Annotated in this window: 21 protein-coding genes; 10 read left to right on the plus strand and 11 right to left on the minus strand. The window is 45.4% G+C overall.

All coding sequences use genetic code 11. The annotated features are described in order from the left end of the window. Window positions 1-99: 99 nt before the first annotated feature. A complete protein-coding gene (locus MHI52_RS22755) occupies window positions 100-930 on the plus strand; it encodes a hypothetical protein (protein WP_127550115.1) in 831 nt (276 codons plus the stop codon). Window positions 931-1,103: 173 nt separating this feature from the next. Here MHI52_RS22755 and MHI52_RS22760 read toward each other — a convergent pair whose 3' ends face one another. Both MHI52_RS22760 and MHI52_RS22765 read right to left on the minus strand, forming a co-directional pair. Beyond that, window positions 1,104-1,286 (minus strand): hypothetical protein, encoded by a 183-nt coding sequence (locus MHI52_RS22760; protein ID WP_282320593.1) that lies wholly within the window; start codon window positions 1,284-1,286, stop codon window positions 1,104-1,106. 80 nt (window positions 1,287-1,366) lie between these two features. After that, window positions 1,367-1,750, minus strand: a complete 384-nt coding sequence (locus MHI52_RS22765; RefSeq protein ID WP_339283800.1) for a VOC family protein — start codon at window positions 1,748-1,750, stop codon at window positions 1,367-1,369. Between the two features lie 261 nt (window positions 1,751-2,011). On the opposite strand from MHI52_RS22765, the gene MHI52_RS22770 reads away from it, so the two are divergent. Continuing rightward, window positions 2,012-3,352 carry an MFS transporter gene (locus MHI52_RS22770; RefSeq protein ID WP_405157680.1) on the plus strand — a complete coding sequence of 447 codons (1,341 nt, stop codon included), beginning with the start codon at window positions 2,012-2,014 and terminating at the stop codon, window positions 3,350-3,352. Between the two features lie 155 nt (window positions 3,353-3,507). On the opposite strand, the gene MHI52_RS22775 is transcribed toward MHI52_RS22770, so the two are convergent. Further along, on the minus strand, window positions 3,508-4,164 hold the full coding sequence (locus tag MHI52_RS22775; RefSeq protein ID WP_405157681.1) for a DUF2625 family protein: 657 nt from the start codon (window positions 4,162-4,164) through the stop codon (window positions 3,508-3,510). A 102-nt stretch (window positions 4,165-4,266) separates the two neighbouring features. Here MHI52_RS22775 and MHI52_RS22780 point away from each other — a divergent pair, with 102 nt between their 5' ends. Then, window positions 4,267-5,754, plus strand: coding sequence for a DUF5123 domain-containing protein (locus MHI52_RS22780; protein ID WP_405157682.1), 1,488 nt, complete (start codon window positions 4,267-4,269; stop codon window positions 5,752-5,754). A 130-nt stretch (window positions 5,755-5,884) separates the two neighbouring features. Here the strand turns inward: MHI52_RS22780 and MHI52_RS22785 are convergent, their stop codons facing one another. Further along, complete coding sequence (locus MHI52_RS22785) at window positions 5,885-6,868, minus strand: diguanylate cyclase (protein WP_405157683.1); 984 nt, start codon at window positions 6,866-6,868, stop codon at window positions 5,885-5,887. A gap of 25 nt (window positions 6,869-6,893) precedes the next feature. Next, a complete protein-coding gene (locus MHI52_RS22790) occupies window positions 6,894-7,700 on the minus strand; it encodes an alpha/beta fold hydrolase (protein WP_036617433.1) in 807 nt (268 codons plus the stop codon). Between the two features lie 219 nt (window positions 7,701-7,919). Here MHI52_RS22790 and MHI52_RS22795 point away from each other — a divergent pair, with 219 nt between their 5' ends. Beyond that, on the plus strand, window positions 7,920-9,134 hold the full coding sequence (locus MHI52_RS22795; protein WP_127550101.1) for an MFS transporter: 1,215 nt from the start codon (window positions 7,920-7,922) through the stop codon (window positions 9,132-9,134). Continuing rightward, the gene (locus MHI52_RS22800) at window positions 9,127-9,690 is read left to right on the plus strand and encodes a TetR/AcrR family transcriptional regulator (protein ID WP_076252779.1); all 564 of its coding nucleotides are present in this window, start codon (window positions 9,127-9,129) and stop codon (window positions 9,688-9,690) included. Before MHI52_RS22795 ends, MHI52_RS22800 begins: the two co-directional genes overlap by 8 nt. Window positions 9,691-9,775: 85 nt before the next feature. Here MHI52_RS22800 and MHI52_RS22805 read toward each other — a convergent pair whose 3' ends face one another. After that, window positions 9,776-11,410, minus strand: coding sequence for a nucleoside hydrolase-like domain-containing protein (locus tag MHI52_RS22805; RefSeq protein ID WP_405157684.1), 1,635 nt, complete (start codon window positions 11,408-11,410; stop codon window positions 9,776-9,778). A gap of 333 nt (window positions 11,411-11,743) precedes the next feature. On the opposite strand from MHI52_RS22805, the gene MHI52_RS22810 reads away from it, so the two are divergent. The 3 genes from MHI52_RS22810 to MHI52_RS22820 are packed head-to-tail and all read left to right on the plus strand — an operon-like array spanning window position 11,744 to window position 13,687. Continuing rightward, window positions 11,744-12,394, plus strand: coding sequence for a hypothetical protein (locus MHI52_RS22810; RefSeq protein ID WP_076318787.1), 651 nt, complete (start codon window positions 11,744-11,746; stop codon window positions 12,392-12,394). A 34-nt stretch (window positions 12,395-12,428) separates the two neighbouring features. Beyond that, a complete protein-coding gene (locus MHI52_RS22815) occupies window positions 12,429-12,986 on the plus strand; it encodes a DUF1697 domain-containing protein (protein WP_340984540.1) in 558 nt (185 codons plus the stop codon). A gap of 53 nt (window positions 12,987-13,039) precedes the next feature. Beyond that, window positions 13,040-13,687, plus strand: coding sequence for an Imm50 family immunity protein (locus MHI52_RS22820; protein ID WP_282320585.1), 648 nt, complete (start codon window positions 13,040-13,042; stop codon window positions 13,685-13,687). Between the two features lie 122 nt (window positions 13,688-13,809). Here the strand turns inward: MHI52_RS22820 and MHI52_RS22825 are convergent, their stop codons facing one another. The 3 genes from MHI52_RS22825 to MHI52_RS22835 all read right to left on the minus strand — a co-directional run bounded on the left by MHI52_RS22825 (window position 13,810) and on the right by MHI52_RS22835 (window position 16,923). Then, on the minus strand, window positions 13,810-14,253 hold the full coding sequence (locus MHI52_RS22825) for an Hsp20/alpha crystallin family protein (RefSeq protein ID WP_036617413.1): 444 nt from the start codon (window positions 14,251-14,253) through the stop codon (window positions 13,810-13,812). Window positions 14,254-14,444: 191 nt separating this feature from the next. Continuing rightward, the gene (locus MHI52_RS22830) at window positions 14,445-15,647 is read right to left on the minus strand and encodes an MFS transporter (RefSeq protein ID WP_340984539.1); all 1,203 of its coding nucleotides are present in this window, start codon (window positions 15,645-15,647) and stop codon (window positions 14,445-14,447) included. A 316-nt stretch (window positions 15,648-15,963) separates the two neighbouring features. Further along, window positions 15,964-16,923, minus strand: a complete 960-nt coding sequence (locus tag MHI52_RS22835; RefSeq protein ID WP_405157685.1) for a helix-turn-helix transcriptional regulator — start codon at window positions 16,921-16,923, stop codon at window positions 15,964-15,966. Between the two features lie 320 nt (window positions 16,924-17,243). Here MHI52_RS22835 and MHI52_RS22840 point away from each other — a divergent pair, with 320 nt between their 5' ends. Next, the gene (locus MHI52_RS22840; protein ID WP_405157686.1) at window positions 17,244-18,830 is read left to right on the plus strand and encodes a choice-of-anchor I domain-containing protein; all 1,587 of its coding nucleotides are present in this window, start codon (window positions 17,244-17,246) and stop codon (window positions 18,828-18,830) included. A 492-nt stretch (window positions 18,831-19,322) separates the two neighbouring features. Here MHI52_RS22840 and MHI52_RS22845 read toward each other — a convergent pair whose 3' ends face one another. Beyond that, window positions 19,323-21,566: a carboxylesterase/lipase family protein gene (locus tag MHI52_RS22845; protein ID WP_405157687.1), complete on the minus strand. Its 2,244-nt coding sequence runs from the start codon at window positions 21,564-21,566 to the stop codon at window positions 19,323-19,325. Window positions 21,567-22,291: 725 nt separating this feature from the next. Next, window positions 22,292-24,205, minus strand: coding sequence for a helix-turn-helix domain-containing protein (locus MHI52_RS22850; RefSeq protein ID WP_405157688.1), 1,914 nt, complete (start codon window positions 24,203-24,205; stop codon window positions 22,292-22,294). A gap of 229 nt (window positions 24,206-24,434) precedes the next feature. On the opposite strand from MHI52_RS22850, the gene MHI52_RS22855 reads away from it, so the two are divergent. Beyond that, window positions 24,435-26,087: an alkaline phosphatase gene (locus MHI52_RS22855; RefSeq protein WP_243391454.1), complete on the plus strand. Its 1,653-nt coding sequence runs from the start codon at window positions 24,435-24,437 to the stop codon at window positions 26,085-26,087. Window positions 26,088-26,203: the final 116 nt, after the last annotated feature.

Below are 26,203 nucleotides of genomic sequence, written 5' to 3' on the forward strand. Positions count from 1 at the left end.
ATTAGCTGATTGGGCTTCTTTTTCATTCACTACATGTGGAATTAATTGGAATTATATGTTATTATTTGTTTATTCCAACAGAAGGAGTCGATCTTTAAAGTGAAGAAAATTTTCAAAGCCGCTCTTACCTGTACTTTACTATTTAATGTGAGTATGGCATCCGTCGCTATGGCCTCGCCAGATACTACGGATCAGTACACTACGGAGAAGTTCACTGAAGTTCAAACGTCAGGGACAGCCAAAGCAAAAGCAGGAAAATTTCAAGGCGATAATACAATTGTTATTGATGAAGAAGGGAACCAAACTACGGTTGGGGAACTCAAAGCCTTAACAAACCTTGTTTTACCGGATAACCCTAATGCCGATGTATCTCCGAAAATCACCATACAACTGGCACCACACATTGATATGGTACAGCCATTTGCGTCAGCTTACGGTCACGCTTGGCCTTATTCGGCAGTCACTTCAAGCGGTGTCAATTGTTATGGATATTCGGTAAAGGCACCTTTCTTCTGGAACCCGGGAGATGGTGATGGGGTTTCCAATGTGTATGACACAGGATTTTTTACAAATTCGAGCGTTGGAGCAGCCCTTGTAGTTAAAGACGGAAACACGAATGGACTGTATTTTAAACCTGGTTGGAAAATTCTATCCAGTAGAACAGCTACTGTCACAGACGAAGAACACCGCATTGCTTATAGAGTTGGCTGGATTGATGCCAACAATAATGGCAAAGTCGATGTAGGTATTGATGTGGTGGACTTCCACTTTATGTTGCAGAACAGTACGGGAAAATGGTCTGAGAAACACGGACAACAACCATCTATCAACACCAATATCTCAGACCCAAGTACCTTCTCTTGGGATCTGGGTACTTATAAGAATTTTTATAATAGCTCTACTGCTTATATTGCTGCGAAGGTGCACTAATCTATGTAACCATTTTCATATTTTCATAGAAAAACGGCGTTTATCTTTAAGATAAGCGCCGTTTTCTGATTGTAGAGATTTGAATCTAAATTATGGTCATACTGCACCGGTACTAAATCCGGAACTAGCACGTGCGGCCTTATCCGTATCGATGTGCAGCTGCGCCGGTCTTCTCAGCAAATGACTACCGCCAAGCGCAAATTAAGGATACATAATCCCCAGGATACCGTCGGAAATGTCGCCGACCATTTAAACTTTTCTTTCCCTTTTGAACCATTTGTTAATCCGGATGCTATTAACGCAACTCCAATAATTAAACCGATCTGGGCAAACAGCAAAAAAATTCCTTCTACCATATAGATAACTCCCTCACATACTCCGATATCAATTTGAGCATCATTAGCATTAAATAAATCCGCTTTCTAACTGTATCTAATTACCCCTGTTTGATGCCAAAAGCGATCCAGCGTCCATCAATATCCTCGATCACAAACTCCTTGTTATTATAGTCTGTATGATTGAGGACACGTACGATGTTCACATCTGCGTTGATCAATTCCTGCTGAAGCTCTTCCTGGTTCTGGGTAATAAAATATGCATCATATCCATAGCCATATAATTCTCTGTTGGGTATAACTTTCTGTCCATTGCTTTGGGTTAAAATAATCTCGGTAAGATCACGATACAGGCAGATATGAGGTTCCGTGGCATCAAGATATTCGACCACCCGAAAGCCCATCTTTTCTTCATAAAACTGCGCCGTTCGCTTCATATCCAGAGTCGGAAATACGCTGTGGGACATTAATAATAAATGATTCATACTGTAAACCCCTTAAAATATAATCAAATCCAGTTATGTATTCAAACTTATTTATTCCAACCACCATTTTACCCAATTTCAGGGAACTAGTCTATAAATTCCGATTCTACGTCTCTTAAATTTCACTTATACTGCGTAATATACAGTATGACATTATTGCCATATGATGAAATGGGGTGTAAAATTATATATTGCTTTTCATCACATTTTCATCAAAGCTCAATCCGAATTCATATTCATACCCAAGACAGGAATGGTACCGTGAAAGATAAAATTGTCATGCCACTCTGGACGTGCTGCTTGTTCATCGTTGTGATGAATACCACCATGTTCAATGTTTCTTTGCCAGTCATTATTCAAGATCTACAAATCACCTCAGACCTGGGGTCTTGGGTCATTTCAAGTTATTCCATTGGTTACGCCCTGTCGACGGTGATTTACAGTCGATTGTCAGACCGTATTCCGGTACGCAAACTGCTAACGGTCGGGCTCCTGATCCTGGGGTTATCTTCATTGCTGGGGTTGTTCGCGCATAACTTCGCGATCTTGTTGCTGACACGCATTCTGCAATCTGCGGGTGCAGGAGTTATGGCCGGGCTGGGTCTCGTCATTGCAAGTCGTTACATCCCGGTGGAACGACGCGGAGCTGCCATCGCGCTGATCTCATCAGGTAGCGCCATGGCTTTTGGACTTGGCCCCATTGTCGGCGGACTCATTAGCGAATACTGGGGCTGGAACGGACTTTTTGCCATAACGGTGCTTGTCCTGCTCGCCCTGCCTGTATTGCTCTATTTTCTCCCCCGTGAAACCGCCAAAACAGATCAGCCGTTCGATGTTATTGGTGCCATATTAACGGTCATTAACGCCACTACACTTCTGGTCGCGATCACCCAGCAGTCCTGGTTGTGGTTTGCCATTGGCGTTATTTCACTTGTTGTACACCTCCTGTATATTCGGAAAGCGAGTCTTCCGTTTGTGAATCCACAAGTATTCCGAACGCCAGGATACACCCGGTTAATCCTTATCGGATTCTGCGTGCTGGTGGTGAATCTGGGCAATCTGTTTTTGATGCCGCTTGTGCTCGCTGATTTATATGGACGCTCTTCGCTCGCCATTGGTTTGCTGATTGCTCCTGGAGCTATTGTTGCAGCATTCTGCACCCGTTTTGTTGGACGCTGGATCGACCGTTATGGCAATATGCGATTTATGATCATCGGACATACCCTGCTCGCAGCGGTACTTGCTTTATTCATGCTCGGACTGGATCAGTCCGCCTTGATCATTACAAGTGGTTATCTCTTTTTCTCACCAGCACTGTCAGCCTCCATGGCTTCACTGAATAATGAAGCGTCACGAGTGCTGCCCAAAGCCCAGATAGGTTCCGGTATGGGGATGTTACAATTGATTCAGTTCTTCGGTGGTTCGGTGTCTGTAGCCGTGTGTGGGCTGCTGCTGCACAGCATTCCGGGAGTCTCGGTCGAGCAAGCTTATCATTTGGTGTATGCTTGTCTCTTGCTCGTCTGCGTTGTTTCACTCGGGCTGACCATCTGGCATAGCAGAACTTCACACTCAGGCATTAAACCTGTTACATTGGACAATTGACAATTGAGGTTTAAAGTTCAGAACAAACAGGCCCGCGCCAAGCGCGAGCCTGTTTTAGTTTGGAACAGAAATACCGTTTTTTTTAAAAGTAGATCACTCAATGAACTTGAATTTACCGGTTACTTTCCTGATTTCATCCTACAGCAACATGCCAACTATTTCCCGTCCAGTGCGAACTTCCAAGCCTCCATTATGCTAATTGGGGCTTTACTGCTGCTCTCGCCACCGCCTTCCTGCGTCCAAAGTGGTGGGTAATACGCAAATACTTGTCCTGTCTGGAGCTGAGACATATCTTCTTGCCAGCCTTTCCAGCGAAAGGTCTGGTAGAACTGCTCCAGATCGCCATTCGCCAGCCAGTTGATGAAACCTGAATATGCCAGTTCTGTCGATTCCCATTCGAGTGTATCCGGTGCAAAATAATATATGTGTCCCGTGCGGCCATACTTGCCTGTATCCAGTCCGAAGAAACCGCCTGCCGCATCATATGCAACGACCATCATACCTTCCAGCACATCTACCCAAGGTTGCTCACTTACACCATTCCAACTGGTGAGACTCCCCGATGTACTGTCACCACCCGCACCAAGCAACGTGATCCAGCCATGGTCCAGTACAATACCTTCTGTCTCATAAGCAACAGCCCCCAAATAGGATTTGGTGCTTATTTGCAGACGATAGAGGGTATCCTCTCCAGCCTCTTGTTTTGCTGGAACATACACATATGTATTTTGCCCGCTATTCAGGAGTTCCTTGAGTTCTTCCCATGCGTGATTCTCCCGATCTACTAATTCAGCTATCGTTAATGTATTCATGAGCAGTCTCCTCGCTGATTTTATAAGAGCATATCATGGGTTATTAACCCGTTCAAATCTGCTATAATCTATCTTCAAAGCTAAATTCAAGGGGGAAACGATTTGATTCGCGTAGTTATACTTATGATTCCGATTCTGATGGTGCTTGTATCCGGTTGTCAGAATCATACATCTGCCATGAAGGAATCCGTTTCTGTTCAAAAGTCTGATCCCCAGGTCATCCATTACATATCACCCCAAGGAAACGACTCGAATAAAGGAACCATTCAATCTCCATGGAAAACGTTGCAGCACGCTGCCGACCATGCTTCACCAGGAAGCACGATCTATTTGCGTGAAGGGGTCTATCATCAGAAAGTCAAAATCACGCGGAGCGGTAATTCTTCCGCTAGTCCAACCCTATTTTCAAGTTATCCTCAGGAGAAGGTTATCCTTGATGGTAAAGATCTATCCGTTCGGGGGATCGAAGGGTTGATTGAAATTGAAAATGCCAGTTATATCACGATTCAAAATCTCGAAATTCGTAACTTCACGACCACACTTGGCGGCCAGGTTCCAACCGGGATCTATGTCCATGGCGCAGGTGAGCACATTCAGCTGTTAGGCAACACCATACACGCGATTGCTAGTTATGCACCTCCTGAAGGTCCCGATTTACGGGGCAGGGATGCCCACGGCATTGCCATATATGGCACAGAGCACCCTCAAGCATTACGCGATATCATCATCAAGGATAATGAATTGTATGATCTAACACTCGGTTCGAGCGAGTCACTCGCAGTTAACGGCAATGTTGATACGTTTGCCATACAGAATAATGTCATCCATGATTCCGACAATATCGGTATTGATCTGATCGGGTACGAGGGTACGTCCGAGGATGATACATATGATCAGGCCCGGAACGGCATTGTACGAGGTAACGAAGTATACGATATTACGTCCAATAATAATCCCTCCTACGGTACAGCCCTGCCCAATGATACCAACTCGGCGGGCGGCATTTATGTAGATGGCGGGAAAGATCATATCATCGACCAGAACCGGGTATACCGGAGCGACATCGGAATTGAGATTGCCTCAGAGCATGCCGGACGTTCAACCAGCAACATTACCGTGCGTGATAACCTGATTTATTCCAACAGATTGACGGGTATTGCCATGGGAGGTTATGACGAGGAACGAGGAGCTACCGAGGATAGCAACATTATGTACAATACACTTGTGGGAAATGATACCCTGAATGCAGGCAATGGACAGTTATTCATGCAGTCACGGACAAAGAACAATACGTTCATGCGTAACATTCTCGTATCGGGCAGCTCGGAAGTACTGATATACAACGAATATACTAGCAATACCGGCAATGTGTTTGACCATAATGTCTATTACTCACCAGGTGAGCAGGAAGATGCCCTGTGGGTTTGGAAAAATAAAGCCTACTCCGGCATCGCCGCCTACATCAAGGGATCTGGCAATGATGCACACTCCATATATGTGAACCCGGCATTTATGGATGAACCCAACGAAGATTTTCGTCCTCAGGCGAACTCTCCGGCTAAAGCGTATGGTTACCTTGCTCCGCGATAAATTAACCCTGAGTCTGCCATCTCAACTTAGTCAACTTGCGTCACGCAAATAAAAGGAGCCTGTGCATGTGGGATCATCTCCCTCATCATGCACAGGCTCCTTTTTGCTTTCTTTTGATGCAATCCAATTCTTAACTTTTTACCACCTGAGCTGCATGTGTCACCCGGTTTCGTCCTCCGGTTTTGGAGGCATACAGGGCGTTGTCCGCTCTTTGGAACAAGGACTTTTCCGTATCTTCCTCTACTACAGTGGCCGCACCGATACTCACAGTAATGTTATATTCACCCCAGTCGGCTGAAGCAACCTGTGAACGATATCGTTCTGCAATACCAATCGCCTGTTCCTCTTCACAATCTGGAAGAATGACAACAAATTCCTCCCCACCGTAACGTGCAACCACATCCGTACTTCGCGATACCGATTGCAGCAGCCCTGCCAGATTGCCGAGCACCAGATCTCCGATCGGATGTCCGTACGTATCATTAATGCTTTTGAAATGATCAATGTCCACAACGAGAAGGGAGAAATAACGTTGTTTCTCCTGGAACATCATTAAACTTTCAAGCATTTTTTCCTGGAAAAACCTGCGGTTCTTCAATCCTGTCAACAAGTCGGTGGAGGCCAGTGTCTCCAACTGATCATTCACTTTGATTAACGCCTGCTCTTTAATTTTATATTCCTCATGCAGTCGTTCAAGCTCTTTGTTCGCTTCTTGCGTCGCTTGATACAGCTCCTGTAGCTTCGTTTTGGTATGCAAAATATCCTTCTCATGTTCGATTCGCTTACGCATGACTACAACGACACAATCTACCACGCTTTCCCCGTTACGTGTCTGACGAACACCGTTAAGCAGAACAGGAACAGCCTGCTGATCACGGGTACGGAACGTGAAGTACATCTCGTCCACATGTCCATATAACTGGATGTAGGGATAGAAATACGTATGGAAAAACACCTTGTTGCTTACCGACATGGTGGATTCAATATGTTGCCCTATGAGCTCATCGCGTTCATATCCAAGCATCGTAAGCATAGTTTGATTAATCGACTGTACGACACCCGAATCAGAGATAGAGAAGTATCCACAGGGAGCCAGATCTAATTGTATATCCATGGAATAACTGCCTTTCTTCCGCGTTTTATGCGCTCGTTAAATAATCCTTAATCATTCGGATGGTTTCTTCCGGTTGACTTAGATGCGGATAATGTCCCTTGGCCGTCATCTGTTGCAATCGGCTATTCTTCAGATGAGCGTGTAAATAATCCCCTACTTCTACCGGGGCAATACTGTCATCCGAGCACTGAAGAATTAATGTTGGCACAGTTGCCTGCTCCAGATCAATACGACAGTCAGATAAAAACGTCACTTCGGCAAATTGTCTCGCAATATGCGGATCTCTGGAGCAGAAGCTTTTCTCCAACTCTTCCGTCAGCTCTTTCCGTTCCGGATTGTTCATCACAATGGGTGCCAGATAACTTGCCCACCCAATAAAATTCATCTGCATCATCTCAAGTAATTCATCGATATCATTCCGATCGAAACCTCCATAATAATTCGGCAGATCATTCACGTAACGTGGGGAGGGCCCTAACATTATAATTTTTTTGAAATATTTGGGGTTCTGAATTGATGCCAGCATACCAATCATACTACTGACGGAATGCCCGACAAATATGGTGTCCTTTAGTTCGAGCGCTTCCATAACTTCCAGCACATCCTGGGCGTATCCTTGAAGGTTGCTATATTTGATAGCATCATAATAGTTAATTTGAGATTCGCCAGATCCAACATAATCAAACAACACCACACGGTAGTTCTCCATAAAACCTGGAATAATGTAACGCCACATATCCTGATCACATCCAAAACCATGAGCAAATACAATCGTTTGGCTACCCGAGCCAAGTACCTTAACATTATTTCTTACAAGTATATCAACAGTCACTACATATCACCTCTCCGAGGTAGTATTCACTTGAATCATTTTATCTGATTAGTATACCGGAAAATGTTGGGATATGAATTAAAAATAATTAATAACTTCTCTCATCCACCAAAAAATCATGAACTCCTGCTCTGAATACGCGCTTTACAATCTGACTATAGTCAGGTAAAATCAGTTCAACATGTCGCGCGACAGAGATCAATATTACGGAGGAAAACCATGAGTACTTCAACACATAGCTCTACACCTCAGCAACTCTGGGGAAGATCATTCCTATTTATCATGTTAGCCAACGCATTATTGTTTATGGCATTTGAAATGTTGCTTCCCACCTTGCCTTTGTTTGTCTCAAGTCTTGGTGGCGAAGCCTCCCAAATTGGGCTTGTTACCGGCGTATTTATGTTTTCTGCCATCTTGATTCGACCCTTCACTTCTGTTTTAGCAGCTCAAATAGATAAAAAATATCTATTGATTATCGGCATCACTATCTGTGCATTAATGACAGGCGCATACTACCTATCGTCAGGTATTTGGATGATTCTTGTATTTCGAGTGATCCACGGATTCGGATTTGGTTTGGCAACGACATATTTTGCAACGATTGCCACTGAAAACATACCAAGAGATCGCCGGGGAGAAGGTATGGGGTATTTCGGCGTAGGGGAGACGGTCGCTATATCCATCGGTCCATTGATTGGAACAAGCCTGTTGTTTAAGTACGACTACCAGAGCCTGTTTATGGGAGGTATGTGCATTTTGCTGTTAGCTCTCCTAATGACAGTGTTTGTATCCAGAAAGCCGAAAACAGAAGGTAGTAGCGAGTCTATGCAAACTCATGTCCCTTCGGTGAAACTGATTGAAAAGAAGGTACTCTTCCCTTCCCTTCTCATTATGCTCGTTGGCATTGCAGCGGGTTCAATCATGTCCTTTGTGGCTTTATTTGCCGCCGAAAGAGGGTTCGAGAATATAGCCTGGTTTTTCTTCATCGTTGCCATCGCCAGCTTCGCCGTTCGACTGTTTTCGGGGAAAATGTTTGATCGATGGGGACCAGGTTCCGTGTTGTTACCTTCTGCCGTGTTTGCAATCGCGGGGCTACTGGTTCTGATTATCGCCCAGAGTGATGTGCAATTCCTGATCGCCGGCGCATTATATGGCTTTGGTTTTGGTGCCATATTCCCGGCCATTCAGACCTGGTGTGTGAATCTTGTAGAAGAACATGAGCACGAAAGTGCGATGGCTTCCTTCTTTAACTTCTTTGACCTCGGAATTGGCGGTGGTTCGTTGATCCTGGGCGTGGTGGCTTCTGCATTTTCCTATACGGTAGTGTATGCTATCTCTATAGGCATTTTTGTGGTATATATCTTGTTATATTTGGTATACTCCCAAAAACAGCAGAGGTATACAGCTCGCCAACTGGAGGTAGACATTGAGTAAAAAACGAATCAAGGAAATTGCCATTCAACATTTTAATCGTCTGGGTTACGAGGGGACCAAGATGGCGCAGATTGCCGAAGAGGCAGGCATTCGCAAGCAATCCCTGGCTTATCATTATTCATCCAAAAAAGCGTTATTGCTGGAGTTATATGAGGAAGTTGTGCAGGAGGAACAACAGTTTGTACGCCAATTCTTCAGCGAGTCTGTTACCCAAACTTTGGATCAGCAGCTATATGCCTTTTTGCATGAACACAAAAATCGCTTTCTGACTCATCCAAACGTCGCTTTTATGTATATCCTGTCCTTTATCACACCGCTGGAGGTGCATGATTTTGTGCTAGCCCAGTATCGAACGTACCTCGGGACATTGAAAGAAGAGCTGGCAGCCGTATTCACCAGACATTCCGATATAAGCCTGAGTCCGGAAGAAGCCACCGTAGCTTTTGTCACCGTGATGGATGGATTGGATATACAGCTCGTGTATGAGACACGGCAATCCTATGAACAAGCTTTGGCGATCACCTGGAAAGTCTTCTGGTCAGGCATCCAGCGTTAACGGATCAATTACGATCAGACTACAAAAATAAGAGGGGCGTCCCACCAGCCATGTTGATGACTTTTAGGATAGCCCCTCTATTTCTTTATTTCACAGTTAGGATCACACGTTGATAATGCTTCAACTGATGCTCTCCATCATCCTGTACTTCGGCAACGATATGAAGGGTATCACCCGATTTGGCATCGTCAGGAACGGTAAATGTCACCGCTTCGGTGTCACTGCCCTGTAATTTTATCGTATCCACCTGCTCATCCTTTGCAAGTTCACGATGCAATCCAAGCTGCAGGTCACCCGCCATTTCAGGCTGAACTTTGTTCGGTGTTACTTTGGAATCCTCATAAGTGTCCGCTTCGAAATATCTCCACCACGTATAGGTCAGTTGATCTCCATCCGGGTCTTTACCCTCCGCGTGAAGAGTAACTTCCTCCCCAGGACTAACACTAAGATCCACCCCTTCCTTAATCGTTAAAGACGGATTATGGTTGGCACCTTCGTAAGTGTCTGCAACTACCCAGTCTGCACGTGCTGCAAAATCATCCTGCACATCGTCAAACCATCTCATCAGAGAGTATTCGGCTTCATAGCGTTTGGTGTACGGATCGTAATCAAGCACATTGTTTCTAAACAGCTTGTCGTTCACAACGCCAAAGCGTCCACCCCAACCGCCGTAGGAAGGGTCTTCCATACTGCGCAGCCCATTATCAATCAGATAAAAGAAGGAAGGAGAGTCACCCTCGGATATAAAATCGTACTTGTCATATTGCGGATTGTTCTTGAGATATTCAGCACTTCCCCGTTGTTCTTCGGCCAGTTCGCCTTCGATCATTTTGCCGTCACCCATCGATGCATACATATCCATCAGCTTGCCATGTCCGTTCAGGATATTCTTGACCATCCAGTCGCCATGAAGCTTACTGTTCACTTCTTCGGCATGCATCTTCCATGCATAGGCAAAATGCCAGAAGTTTGATTGGTCGTTGAGAATACGGATATCCGGCCAATTCTTCGCAATGTATTCGTTGTAGCTGTCATCCTGATCGAGGATGATGTACAGGACCAGTTTGTCACTGACTTTTTTGCGAATCGTATCCCACTCGGCCGTATCTTTGTACTGTTCTTCAATCGATTTTAGCGCTCTGGCTGTGGTATTGGTGCCCCCCCATGTCTGAACAATCAGGTCTCGGGAGTCATCATCGAGGAAAAGAGTTTCGAGGAACTCGGAACCTTCGGTTTCCTTCTCCATCTCCCCTTTATCGGAAATATTACCGATCTTGGTCATCGCTCGAAGCTTTTCCGGCTCCGGGTACCCATCCGCATGTTTGGATAAGTTCGGGTAGATCTCGCCATAGGCATCGATCATATCGTACACCCACTGTGTGCCTGTCCAGCGGAACGGCTTGATCCCTGCTTCCTCGTCTCCAGCATAATGATACACCGAGCTGGTCAGTACAATTCCGACAAGGTCCATCTCATTCGAATATAAGAGGAAACGAATGACGGAGTTCATATCATCCACTTCACCGTCGGTTGTAATCACCGTTCTGCCTTTGGCAGCTTGGTTGTTTGCAGGTTCCTGGGTTTCATTCTCTGTCTGTTCTGTCGCCTGATTTGGTGTGTCACTCGCGGTTTGTGGCGCTTTGGATGCGCATCCACTAATCACCAAGATGATACTGAGACAACCTGCGGCAAAACCGTTTAACCATTTTCTCTTGTTCATAATGCTCCCCTTTCTTCTGTACAGCGTGATGTTAGTTGGGTTGGAAATAAGTACGTCCTCTGTTTTTCTATCCTTAATATGGACCGTAGAATGCAAAAAAACCCGAACAACATTATGAATGGAACAAAGTCCACGCATAGTGTTGTTCAGGTTTTGCCTGCCCGAAGCAGTAACAATCCTTATTTGAGTGAAAGTATATCATGTCCACTCATTAATGTAAACGTATTCAAATGTTTTTTTGAATTTATCTTTGATATAGTATAATGCTTATAGCCAAGAATCAAACGAATCGGCCTGTTATTATATCAATGTTATTAGGAGGACTCAGACATCATGCAACAACTGGATGCGGCCTTGAGCCGTTTGGTGGAACAGCAGGATTTATATAATGAAGCTTATGGACTTTTCAAAAATCATGATCTGCGTCCCCGCGAACAACATCACCAGCCGGAAGTGGATACACGAATAGCTCTTTCTCCAGAACTTCAGTATCTGTACAGTCATTATGAAATGATGGATGCGGATGCGGAAGGTACACTTAAAATGAAAAATGCCGCCGTCGAAATCGGTGATGCCGCACTGATTTCCTTTGTCGCACCTGAACATCTGCTTCGTCAGCAACTGGGATTCCGCTGGATTGGCATGAATGAACCTTATGAAGAGTCCTCCACTTGGCCAAAAAATCACGTTGTCATCGCAAACTTTAACGATGATCCGTTAATTGTAGATGTGGAAGCACCAAACTCTCCCGTATATGCCGCTTTTACAGGTGGAGAACCAAACCGTGTTGCTGATTCGCTGTCAGACTTTTTCAGTGCACTAGCCATCCTGATTGAAGCGGCGCGCACCTATGCCGGAGAAGTAAAAGATGAAGAAACCTATGAAACCAAGCCCGAGTATCTGGAGCAAGTGGAACCTTTATTGCAAGATCTGTTGGGAGAAGAGTATACTGCTCATCTGTTCGAATATCTGTCCTTTTGTTAAAACGGTGAATTGAAGGAATTGGAGGGGCGCCCATATGATCTATGTGGCTTTGTTACGAGGCATTAATGTAGGCGGGAACAATAAAATCAATATGAAACAGCTGAAAGAAACGTTTGAACAAGCAGGCATGCTGGATGTCGTTACCTACATCAATTCTGGCAATATTATTTTTGCCGATCATCAGGAACGTGCCGATGCAAATAGGGAGATATCCCATGTGTTAGAACAGGCCATCGCCGCCGATTTTGGCTTACAGATCAGGGTAATGGTGCGGAATATGGATGAAATCCATAGCGTTATTCAGGCGCTGCCAGAAGAATGGGTTAATGATGACACAGCCAAAAGTGATGTGATGTTCCTATGGGATGAGATCAATGATCCCTCCGTGCTGAACCAACTGCCCATCAAACCGGAAATCGGCACACTAATCTATGTTCCCGGAGCGATTTTATACTCAGTCAGCAGAGAAGATGCATCCAAAAGTGGCATGAACAAGCTTGTGGGATCCAAAGTATATGCCTATATGACGGTTAGAAATGTGAATACCACACGTAAGATCTATGCCCTGATGCAAACAGCAGCAGAGAAATAATACAGACAGGTGGAGATGATGCCACGCAGCTTGTGGCAATTGGAGGTAGTCTAATGAACAGAGCATGGACATTAAACGTCAGCGTCCGATCCGTAGAGCGGGAACCATTCTGGTATGCACCCCAGACTCCCTGGCAGATACAGGGACAAGGTTTTCGAGTGAAATTCCATACCAATAGGGCAATCGACTTGCTTGCTCAAGATCAACTGCTTGTTACCGTTGGTGAGGAAGGTACCGCGAACTGGGCTGCTTTTATCGGAACAGTCGTGGAATGCGAACCAGACTCTCTCCTGCTCTATACAAGTCCTCAGTACGAGGCACAGTTAATGGATATTCGGAGGTTGGAACGTGAATTTTCTCCTTTGGCTTCCATTCTCGGAGCGCAACATGTAATCGAAACTCTGGGCTATTTCCCTCCCTTCCATTATGACGAAATTACGGATGTGCAGCTGGAAACAGTCCAAAATATACAATCCCTCTCTCTTGTGCTAACGCATAATGCTGATCAGGAATGGGAACAGCAGGTGCACTTCCATTTTGAACATATTCAGCAAGAGATGTTCTCCCCTGTGGAGGCATCTAACGTTTGTTTACAGCTAGGTTTCACTAATGCAGCCGATCAGATTCGTGTTAACTTGGATGCCGTATCCGGCTTCTCCGCTACATTCCTATGCAGCACAATTCATATTCAATTCCATTAACCCGGTTATGTAAAAAATCCCTTCATGGGACAACATGACAAAACATCTTTACAGATGTTCTTCCATGCCTATTACCATAAAGGGATAGCTCAACTTCTTCAGCTACACATTTTGCATCTGGTTTAGTCAATCTGAATGCGTCTGCGAGATTGATCATCACCAGGACGTTTTGGAATCTCGAGCTTCAGCACACCTTCTTCCAATTTGGCCTTAATATGCTCCTCATCAATATGATCAACATAGAATCGCCGGATAAATTCGCCGGAACGGCGCTCCTGCCGTATGATTCGATTGGAGTCATCCTTCTGCTCCACTATATCATTGCGTTTGGCACGAATAATCAATTCATTACCTTGAACCTGAATGTCTATGTCCTCTTTGGCGATGCCCGGAAGCTCGGCTTCTACCGAATATTTGTCTTCTTCCTCACGAATGTCAGTCCGGAATGGCTGGGAGCCAGTTCCAAAAGGGGAGAGGAATGAGTTCTCAACCATGTCATTGAAGGATTTCAACATGTGTCCGAACGGGTCTTCATTTCGTTTACGAAACGGAATCAGATCAAACATGAAAATCAGCTCCTTTTGTGTGGTTGGTTTATTGGTGTTGCTTACATTGATTATTATAATACCCGTGCAAATAAGGCTCAAAGTCTGTAAAAGACCAAAAAAACCGATTTTCTTTCATCATGGTTCACTATTTTAAAATAGATTCTATTTTCTTTTATTTTGACCTTATTTGATCTTCTGACTTTGTCTGACTATAACGAATGAATGGGGTCCGTTACAGTATTGGATTCATTCTTCCGCATTCCCATCATCATGATTGCCAGCAAGACAACCAGAACAGCTACAAGCATAAATGGAACATGTTTGTCCACCTGATAAAGTGTCGTTGTAAGTAAAGGCGTAATGACGGCGGATATCCCCTGAATCGCTGCTACCAATCCCGCTGCACCTCCCTGCTGTTCTTTGCTAACCGCCAGCGAAGCACCTGCCATGAACCCGGGCATCATCAGACCCGAACCCATGCCAAACAGGAAAAACGAGAAATAATACATGGATAACACATTAAAGACCAAAAACAGGATCATGCTTGCGATCAGGAAAAGGGACCCGAGCAAAATCATTGGGCGTGGCTGCCATTTCAACCATTTCATCTGAATGACCTGCATGATCAACATCGCTACTCCAGAGAACATGAGTCCAAACGAAACCATTCGGGCCGTCGCCGCTGAGGATAGAGCCAGTTGATCCTGAAAATAAAATCCCCCGACAACCTGTAGTGTCATGATACCCATCATCGTGACTAAGCCGGCAGCAAGGTACATTCGTAAACCACGTTGGAACGGGTTGACTTTAGGCGGTTTTGCCTGAATGACCGGTTTGGCTGCCGGGATTAACAACAAGGCAATAATAAACGCAGCTATCGCTATAAAAATGCCAAAATAAAGCGGCCAAAGCAGACCGATAAGGGTAAAAGCTCCTGCAATCGCAGGTCCAAATACAAGGCCCAGTCCATTCGCAGCACTGATAATCGCCATCCCGCTTCCCCGCTCTTCCCCTTCTGTCACATCACCCATATAGGCTTGGGCAGAAGACAGCACCGCCGGAATGAACATGCCGATCAGACTGCGCGTCACAATCAGAAGGGTTAACAGGAGCCCCCCTCCGATCCATGCATTTAATCCCCCGTACAATGCCAGTGCAAATAATGCACAGCTCACAGACATACCTATGAATCCAATCAATATGATGGGTTTTCTTCCTCTTATATCACTCCATCTGCCCCATACCGGAGCCATGACAGCCATCATAATGGACCCAAGCGAGATAATAAGACCGGAATGACTTTCTTTCATGCCCAACTCGCGAATAAGTGGTGGCATAATGGGTGCAATCAGCATCAGACCCAACATGGCTGCAAATACGCTAAAAAAAATACTTCCTCTGATTCTATTCATGTTTGTACACTCCTCTATATTTCAGTACAGTACCCACTGTACCTGGAGTATACAAGGCTGAATGAATCCCCACTGCCTCTATACGGAACAATTCACGGCAAGACGGATTTATTAATCTTATTTTAAATAAGATCAACCCTTAAAACTTTACACCAGACCACTACGATTACAGTACCATCTTCCGATCGCTGTTATCACCGGATTTCCGTGATTCCCTTCTATTAAAGGGAGAATTCCGTTGATAAAGGCGAACGCTCCGCTTCTCCAGACTGGTTCTGCACTCTTCGTTCTCGTGTAAAGTTTCTGTTCATCTTATTTAATAAATCTTTTTCATCTCGGAAGGCTTCACGCCGAATTTGCGATAAAATTGCTGCGAAAAGGCACTGACATTACTGTAACCGACCGCAACCGCGGCCTCGGTGACGTTGTTATCCTGATTGCGCAGCAACTTCATGGCGTTGTCGAGACGAATCTGACGCAAATATTCGAACACCGTGCTTCCGAAAAGTGCCTTGAATCCTTTTTTTAATTTAAAATCGTTAAGACCTACCTGTCTGGACAATGCTAGCAAAGATGGAGGATCTACCATACAGGCCTCCATAATCTCCCGTGCCGTATGTAACTTCCGGATGTCCTCTCTGGAGAATCCCGCGGGGGTTGGCGCCAGATCAAACAATTGGATCATAAATCGATTCAAGATTTCCAACGCTGTCGCTTCCATCATTAAGGATGATCGATAACTGTTGTTTAATTCCACAATCAAATTGTCAATCATCGTTCGTATCCGGTTATCCAATTGAAATACAATCGGCTTAAACACTTTTCGTCCCAACACCTGATTAAACGCAATCGACTTGAAACCGCTCAGTTGTGCCGCAGCATAATTGAACAGAGAAACCGGAATCCCCAGCGAAAAAGACGTATACAGCTCCCTTGCCGGAGGATGGAACCACGCTTCGAAATCATGCATAAAAATAAGGGCCCCTTGCCCTATCGATAATGAATAATCCTGACCGGATATATCCACATTTCGCTCTCCTGACAAGGCAAATTGCAATTCCACAATGGGCGTTTCGGATGCAAAATACGTTGGATACGGCTGATGATATTCAACCTGGGAATATAAAATCTCAATGCCACTGTATGTCGTTACTCTTTTAATATTGCCACTTCCCGCCTTGGGAGAGAGCAGATACGTGTGTTCATCTTGCTGACTGTAAGGCTCCTGGGTCAGGTAATGCTGATATACTACGCCTAATGCATCATCCGTGCGCATGGGTATTCACCTCGCCTATATCTTGATCAGACTTGTCAGTAAAAAAGCCCGAATTGATTGATAATGATTCTCAATTATAATTTTAGCGTATTTTCGCCCGTTCGACCAGTCCTATATATATGAAGGCTCACGTCTGCTTTTTTCTTCATGTGGCAACATCATTTTATACACTAACTTACATATCCAATTTGGAAAAATATCTCTTATCTAACCTTTTACACAAATCACAGACTTCTCTTACCTCTCCTTAACATAAGCTCCCTATACTAAAACAATTGTACAACTCATTACACACGAAACGATAAAGGGGATCTGGAACATTGAAAAAGAGAAATCAATGGCTTGCCGTTCTGTCGATGACTGCCATTCTTACCGCAGGAGCAACCAGCTACACATCAATGATTCATGCCGCTGACGCAACTAAACCCGCCAACGATCATGTCATACTGCGCACAGCCATCCAAAATATGCAGGGTACGGTCACATGGAACGGAAGCAGTCGCAGTGTTGATATCCAGATCGCAGATACTAAAGTACAACTTCCTGTAGGGACGTCTTCAGCCACCATCAACGGTGTGAAAACCCCTTTGGACAGTAAAAGCTACATCACCAAAGGTACAACGTATGTATCTTCCCAAACGCTAAAATTAATTACGGATCAATTGATCCTGAAACAAAATAAAACCGGTTTTGAACAGACCGCTTCGTTTCAGATGCCTGGGGGCAAAGCAGAAATATCAGCCTCCACGCCAGATGGACAGCGCCTGCTCGTAACCGAAGCGGACAATGGTAGCATTGCCATACTGGATATTGCTGACTTGAAAAACACTAACGTATTAAAGACAGTCAGCTTCCATGACCTCTCCGCCAAAGCTGAAGTCACCAGCGTAACCGTGTCCAAAGATGGCAAATACGGTCTTGCTGTTATTCGTACAGGGGATACAGACAGTGAAGCAAACAAAGGGTTGCTTGCCATTGTGGATCTGACAACTTACAAAACGGTAAAAACATATGAACTGGGCATTGGTCCTGACTCCATTGCACTGTCACCTGACGGTGTGCATGCGGTGATCGCCATAGAGGATGAAGAGCTGAATACAGCTGCCGATGAAATTGACTATGCCAACACCAAACGTCCGGGTAGCATTATGGTAGTATCTTTTGCTGGCGGGAACGTATTGGAGGGTGCAATCACCAACTTGCCGGTCTCTCTGGACAATGTAGAAGGCGCCATCTATCCGCATGATCCACAACCGGAGTATGTTGCCATTAGTCCAGATAGTAAAACAGCAGCTATCACGCTACAGGAAAACAATGTCGTTGCCATCGTAAATCTGGAGACAAAAAAAATCAGCTCGATCTTCGCGCTTGGTACTACTTCACATCAAGCCGATCTGAAAGATGACGGTATCGTTCAGTTTAAAGAGACGTTGACCGCTCGTTATGAACCGGATGGGATTGCTTTCTCGGCAGATGGTAAATACCTGCTGACAGCCAATGAAGGGGATTTGGGCAAGAATGAATTTGAGGATGGTGTAAAAGCAGGCGGACGTAATATTGCCGTCTGGAATCTGCAAGGACAGCGGATGTACGATAGTCAGAACCTCATTGACCAGGCAACCGCTATGGTTGGCTTGTACCCAGATGATCGCAGTCCCAACAAGGGCAGTGAAGTCGAGAATCTGACCGTTGCTACTGTAGACGGCACAACGTATGCAGCCGTAGCTTCTGAACGGGCAGATGCCATTTTGTTCTTTGATCTTGCTGATCCGGTCAATCCGGACTACCTGGGTCTGATTCCTACAGCCGGAGAATCACCAGAGGGAATTCATCGTGTTAACGGACGCAGCCTGTTTGTGAGTGCAGATGAAAGCACGGGAACACTTAGTTTTTTTGCCAAGAAATAGATCAAGTGTCCTTAGTATGCAAAGGCTGAATTGAACGTTTCACACTCTAGTGAGTAGGTGGGGGCGAAAAGCCCCTATCCTCTCATACTATTGTACACGCTATTCCACGTACCCACATATAATGCTGCAAAGGTTATCGACGCTTCATATTTTCCAATTCCCGCCTGTTCCGCTCTACTTCCTCTTGTAACACTCGTACTTCCATCCTTAATGCGGATACTTCCTCTTTGACGCCAGACCTCTTCATCCCAAGATAGAAAACCAGATATAATACAAGACCAATCATAATAAAGAAAATTAATAGCGTTATAATCCCAGCAATACCAAAATTACTAACCCCATTCATAATGTACGTTTTCCCCTTTCCCATATCTTATTAATTTATATTTACAACAATACCATAATTAAGCATAACGAACAGTATAAAAAGCCAAGAGAGCATGCTCCCTTGGCTTTCAATTTATCTATATATACCTTCCTATCCGGTGATCCTTATTCCCAGAAGAAACGACCTGCGAACACTTTTTCCGTCAACAGTTTATACGTTTCTTCAGGCAATTCTTTTTTCATCTTTGCCATAACGGCGTCTTTGCCTTGGTTATATTGTGTGGACATGCCAATCTCTGCCGTTGTATTGCTAGCATCCAGACGCATGATTGGGGCTTGAGCATCTTTCGTCCAAGGTGTCCATGCCGCTAGATCAGGTGATCCACCCGTACCTGGATTGCCTGTGTACAGGAACTGCTTCAGATATGCTGCCATCGCGGCGGACAACTGATCACGTCCTGGTTTGTTTGTATCGCTAAAGTACCCATCAGGGAAGTAGGCAGCAATTCCGTCTGCGTGTCCTGTATAGAAGTCCATATCCGCACCATGTGGTGCGCCCAGTAACGTGAGCAAACGCTCAGAGATGACTCCAGGTTGTGTGCCCCATGCAAAACGATACGCATATACTGGTGGTTGACCTGCTTCACTCGTCAATTGCTCCGCTACACGCTCTGCATTAAAGCCTGCATAAGCTTCGCTACCATATTTCAACGCAGCAGCATATTGTTCCGCCTTGGTTTTATCAGTAAACAGAGTCTCATCCGTAATCGACGGAGAGAAGTTTGGATCACCGAAGGCAAAACCGGAGAACTCCGTTTCCAAGCTGCCGAGCAATACAGGTACTTTTTTATAATTGCCATTATTGATGGCGTCAAATCCTTCTTTTGGAATCACTGTGCCATCACGGAACAGATGCGGGAATGGGTCCATACGGATTGCGGTTGCACCAAACCCTGTGACCAGCTTGTCCGCAGGCAGTTCACGCAAATAGCTCTCCAGCTGTGCCTGAGATTGCTTGCCAATCCATGCTTTTGCTTCTTCTGCATTAGCCGCTTTCCCCTCTTGCACGAGTAGCTTCACAAGTACATCCTCGGATTTTTGCTCGCCTTCTTCCGGTGATGCTGTCGTCAATCCTCCGCTGAAAGCAACTGCTTTTTGATACAAACCTTTGCTAAGTGGCGAGATCAGCGTTGCCAGTACATCACGTGCACCAGCAGATTGTCCGGCCAATGTAACATTGCCTGTATCTCCGCCAAAACCTTCGATATTATCCTGTACCCACTCCAATGCACGGAATGCGTCAAGCAGACCATAGTTACCTGAGTCATCCAGGGCATTCCCTGTTTTCAGCGCTGCATTCTCGAAGAATCCAAGGGCTCCCAAACGGTAATTCACTGAGATGATAATGCTGTTGGTGCTCCGTGCAAGCTGTTCACCTTGAAAATCTTTACCTGATCCGGTCATATTCCCGCCGCCGTGCAGGAACACCATAACCGGAAGTTTCGAACTGGTTGTGTCGGGACGCCAGATATTAAGATACAACGAATCTTCGCTTCCCGCTGTAGTCTTGCCGGAGATCTGCAAGCTGTTCGCTGCAAATTCCTTAGCCGATCTGGTTCCTGTCCATGATTCCGGTTCTTGCGGGGCTTTCCAGCGCAGTTCCCCTACCGGAGGTGCCGCGTAAGGAACACCAAGCCAACCGAGCGTGCCATATTGCTCATAGGTTTTGCCATCAATTGTGCCATACTTGGTCTGTTGCACCGTTTGAGGTTTGAACGCTCCAGCTTCTTTATGTTTCAACCAACTCTGCTCCAAGGTTCCACTGCCATTCTTGAGCTGTATCTGCAAAGCCTGTGCGGTTGCCTCTGCCATTAGGCGGTTGGTAAGTTGACTCGCTCCCTTCCCTTGAAGCGCCATGATTCCTTTCCCAGCCGCATAGGTGGAAGCAGATCCCTGCTCATAATCCGTACCTGCTTCATATCCAAGCACCTTCAGCAGCATTTCGGCATAACCTTCCGCTGTAAGGGGTGCATTAGGTTCAAACTTCTCCGTTCCTGTTACTATCTCAGACACATACGGATGCTGCTTCAAGTAACCAACGACCGGTTGTAATACTTTGCCTGCCTGAGCCGCATCGTCATACGTTTCCGATCCCTGATAAGCGAGTGCTTCTTTCTCCAATCCGGACAAACGCAAGTAAAGTACTGCGGCCTGAATACGTGTTGCCTTTTTGTTTAGATAAGCTGCATTAACACCTTGACCGCTACCGCGAATAAGCTCGGATTGGATCAGCTTGTCCATCGCTGCTGAAGAAGAAGGTCCTGTATTGCCTGCTGCATAAGCTGGTAGAGCGGATACACATAACCCCAGAATTGTTGCTACAGCAATCGAACGTTTAATGGTTTTCATGTCATAAATCTCCTCGCTGTCGAATAGTGTGTGATGGGATAAGTTCATTGGAATGTCCATTTGAGTTGCGTATCTAAGAATCAGTATTCCAATGTCTGGATGAGTCTATATCTCTATTTATGAAAAAATTAAATCTGCTGCGCTCCTTTCTGCTCGAAATATCTGCTACGGCGCTTGCGGTCATGCCATCAGGCATTTTTTTATATAAAAAAACCTGAACCGAAGGCAAACAGACATCGCTTTAGCGTGGTCTACTGCCCTCAATTCAGGTTTTGCCTGCAATCAGTAACAACCCTGAGGAATGAGGTTCATTCCATATGAAAATGTAAACGCAATCAATCGTTTGATGAACAAACAACCAACGAATGAACTGACACAGGTATTGCCCTAAACACGGTTACAATCCTGTTGTTATGGTGATGTTAGCACATAATGTAAGCGTTCGCAATATCTTTTTTTTATCGTCAATATATATCTCTGAATGGGTAACATTAAAAACAAGCTCTGCAAGTTCCATATCATATCGAATCGGAACCTACATTGATTCGGGTATCTGCCTAGCCAAAAGCCCATAAATATTGAGCATGGCGGTCGCTGCGCCCAGCGGTTGTAAGCTTTAATCATACAGAACCGCCGACATAACAAAACAGGCCATAGGCGCATCCACCTATGAACCTGCTCTGATATAACGTGATTTGCGTCAAATTTGTAGAATGAAATGTTTTTTATTCCTGTAGCTTGCTCACTTGCTCAATCAGGCTATCCAGCCCCTTGTCGACCAGATAAGGTCCATAATTCCAATAGTTGCGAGAAACATTAATGATCCGATGATTTTTGATCGCAGGAATACTCTGATACACCGGCTCATTGAATAGCTCCATCATCTGCTCCATCTCTTCATCGTCCATCTGAGTGAAGAAGTAGTCTGCAGGTTTATCCGCCAACTTCTCCAATGAGAGCACGGTTCCACCATCTGCATAGGCTTTGTACTGTTCAGGCATAACAAAACCGAAATCCTGGTATATCAACTTGCCCAATGTGCCGCCTTCTCCCCCAAGTAATACCTCCTTATTGTAGATAACGAAGGACATGGCCGTTGTTCCCGGTTCAATATTGATGTTCAGTTCATCCCGGATCCCATTCAATTTACTTTCGAAAGTAGCAATCCATCGCTCTGCTTCCTCTTTTTTATCCATAATCTCACCCATCGTTCTCAGGGTGTTGATGACATCTGGGTCACCGCCCCAGGCTACCGTAATCGTAGGCGCAATTTTCTCATAGGTGCCGATCACTTCCGTGCTTGTATAATCAGGTACGATGATCAGATCTGGCTCTAGATCCGAGACCACTTCTACGTTCCCCGTTCCTGATCCGATATCCGGTACATTAGCCATCTCTTCCGGGTACAGATCCAGTGTTTCCTTGTTGGCACCCGCCGGCTTCATTCCGAGTGGCAGCAAATACCCCCCATATGTGATCACAACCGGTTTGGCAGATTGGGCTGGAATCTCAACCGTTCTCCCCGATGCGTCGGTATACATTTTGGTTACAGGCAGTGAAGCATCTTCATTTGCTGTTGACTGTGGATCAGCTCCTCCCCCGCAAGCTGCTAATAGCAGGGATAAACTAAATAATAAACTGACCGCCAAAGTAGGCTTAAAACGAACATTCAAGTCATTCACGCTCCAAGTGTTGTGTTGATAATGATTATCGTTATTATCAATATAGCGTTGTGTGAGTTCTCCAGCAATGAACGATTCCGACTTCTTATTAGTACGATTTGAACCTTTAAACAGATGACTGTGCATTTTATATTGAGCGGGAGTTTCTCCCATCATTCGTTTGAAAATTCGGCTAAAGTAGTACAAATCTTTATATCCGACGCTCTCAGCCACATCACGAATCGGAGTATCTGTCTCTGTTAGCAATACTTTAGCTCGGTTCAACCGGGTTTGGATGACGTAATCCATCGGACTGCATCCGAACTTGCGCTTGAATACCCGTGCCAGATAATGACTGCTGTAATGAAATTGGGACGCCATCTCCTCCATGGATACGGGATATGCGTAGTGTTCTTGAATGTATGCTGCAATCTGCTCGGCCAATTCCGGAGGTTCAACTACCTGATCACTCGCCTGCTTCCATTGACGAAACTGTTCGTATACAAACTGATACAACAGTCCTGTAACCTGCAACCTGTCCAATTCTTCGCCGCTTGCCCAGCATTCATGCATTCTCTCCATTATGGGAATTAGCGACAGCGGATATGTTGCTGCAAAATGATACTGTTGCGGGGAAATTCCACACTCCTGTTGTACGTTTTCCGCTCTTGACGGGTCGGTACCAGTGGAGCTTGGCCGGGGTTTATATAGAATCAGATAATATTCCAAGGGGAGATCCAGACAATGGATACGTATAGTTGTGCCTTTGCCACCATGCAGAACCTGCGTCTGGTTGGACCTGAGCTTTTCTTTGCCCAAATGAACAATGGCTTCTCCTCTGACCATCAGCAAAAAAGCATGGGCTGGCAAAACATACGGCTTAATTGCCTGTCCCGGCTTCAAGACCAGATGACGAATGTCCATGAGCTTCACCTGATTTTTATTCCACCACTGAATGGCTTCTGACCATTCTTTCATTACAAACCACCTCAAAGCCGATCATTAGACGAGGGGCATTCCCTAGCCCGATTTTCTCCTTAACATACAAGAGTGGTCCTCATTTTGTCCAGTTCACCTGAATTCCAGCACCCTTCACTAATCGTAAATTTTACATATAGTTAACCCATTTCATACGTTAGTTTAGCAATTGTTGTATACACTTGGTTTGAGATACCAAACTATACATATATTCTAGGAGGATGCATTCATGTTAAACCGGTTTAATGTCCGTGCAGCCAAAATGATGCTCGCGGTGACAACAATTGTTACGGCTACACTCGGAGGAAGCAGTGCAGCGTGGGCTGTGGAAGATACCACCTCAACGACATCTGCATCACCGATCAAAAATGTGATCATTCTGATTCCTGACGGTATGGCTAACGATGCTACCGCTCTGGCTCGTTGGTATAAGGGCTCATCCTTGACACTGGACTCCATGGCAAGCGGCATGGTTCGGACACACTCCGCCGATGCGCCGATTGCGGACTCAGCCCCTGCCGGAACTGCTTTTGCTACAGGTTATAAATCTCATACCGGATTTGTTGGTGTACTGCCGGACAAGGCTACCATGCCTGGGCAAAAGGCTATTGCGCCTGGAGACGAAAGAAAACCGATCGCTTCTGTACTGGAAGCTTCCAAACTGGCGGGTAAAGCAACTGGCATTATCGCTACATCCGAGATTATGCACGCCACACCAGCGGACTTCTCCTCTCACTATCCGGACCGTAAAAACTATGATGCACTCAGTAAACAACAAGTCTACAATGGCATGGATGTTGTGTTGGGTGGGGGTAGCAAATATCTTGAGCCAGCCGGACGTAAAGACGGTGAGAATCTGATTTCGTCCATCAAGGCACTGGGTTACGATTACGTCACTACACCAGCTGCAATGAAAGCATCCGATTCGAACAAGCTGTGGGGTATGTTTGCACCCGCAGGCATGGCTTATAATATGGACCGTGATCCAGCAAAGCAGCCAAGCCTTGCCGAGATGACATCCAAAGCCATTGAAGTACTGTCCAAAGACAAAGATGGCTTCTTCCTCATGGTCGAAGGCAGTAAAGTGGACTGGGCAGCTCACGCCAATGATCCGATTGGTATTATCAGTGACGTACTGGCTTTTGACGATGCCGTAAAAGTAGCCATGGATTTTGCTAAAGCGGATGGAGAGACTGCCGTTGTGGCTGTTACGGACCATGGTAATGGTGGACTCACCATTGGTAACAACGCAACTTCCGGCACTTATGACAAAGAGCCGTTGTCCACATTTATCGGACCTTTGAAAAAGGCCAAACTGACAGGCGAGGGCGTTGAAGCGAAGCTGAATGCCAAGCGTACAAACATCAAAGCAGTGATGAAACAATACTATGGCATTACGGACCTGACTTCCGAGGAGATTGCCACCATTAAAGCGGCCGAGCCGGGCAGTCTTAACTATGCAATCGGTCCAATGATTAGCAAACGTGCAGGGATCGGCTGGACAACCGGTGGTCATACAGGTGGAGATGTTGTGCTGTACACGTATGCTCCGAACAATGACCGTCCATTCGGTGTAATCGACAACACGGATGTAGCAAAGTATATGGCACGTGTACTGGATCTGGATCTCGACAGCGTGAGCAAACAATTGTTTGTACCTGCCAAACAAGCATTTACGGCCAAAGGCGCGACGTACAAACTGGACCTGACGGACGCCAAAAATCCGAAGATTCTCGTTACAAAAGGTAACACCAAACTGGAACTGCAAATCTACAAAAATATTGCACTGGTGAACGGCAAAAAGACAACTTTGGAGGGTGTCATTGTTTATAACGGTGTAGAGGCATTTGTACCACAAACGGCCGTTGATCTGATTCAATAATTCGTTAGAACTACTGGGACTACAGGAGATTACACCATTTGGTTGCCGAATATTTCGGCAGCTATTTTACTGTTTATTATTAAGGAGTAGGTTCCTGCTAGCGCCTATCGTATAAT

It is taken from the genome of Paenibacillus sp. FSL H8-0283 (assembly GCF_045040675.1).
Taxonomy (GTDB): Bacteria; Bacillota; Bacilli; order Paenibacillales; family Paenibacillaceae; genus Paenibacillus; species Paenibacillus amylolyticus.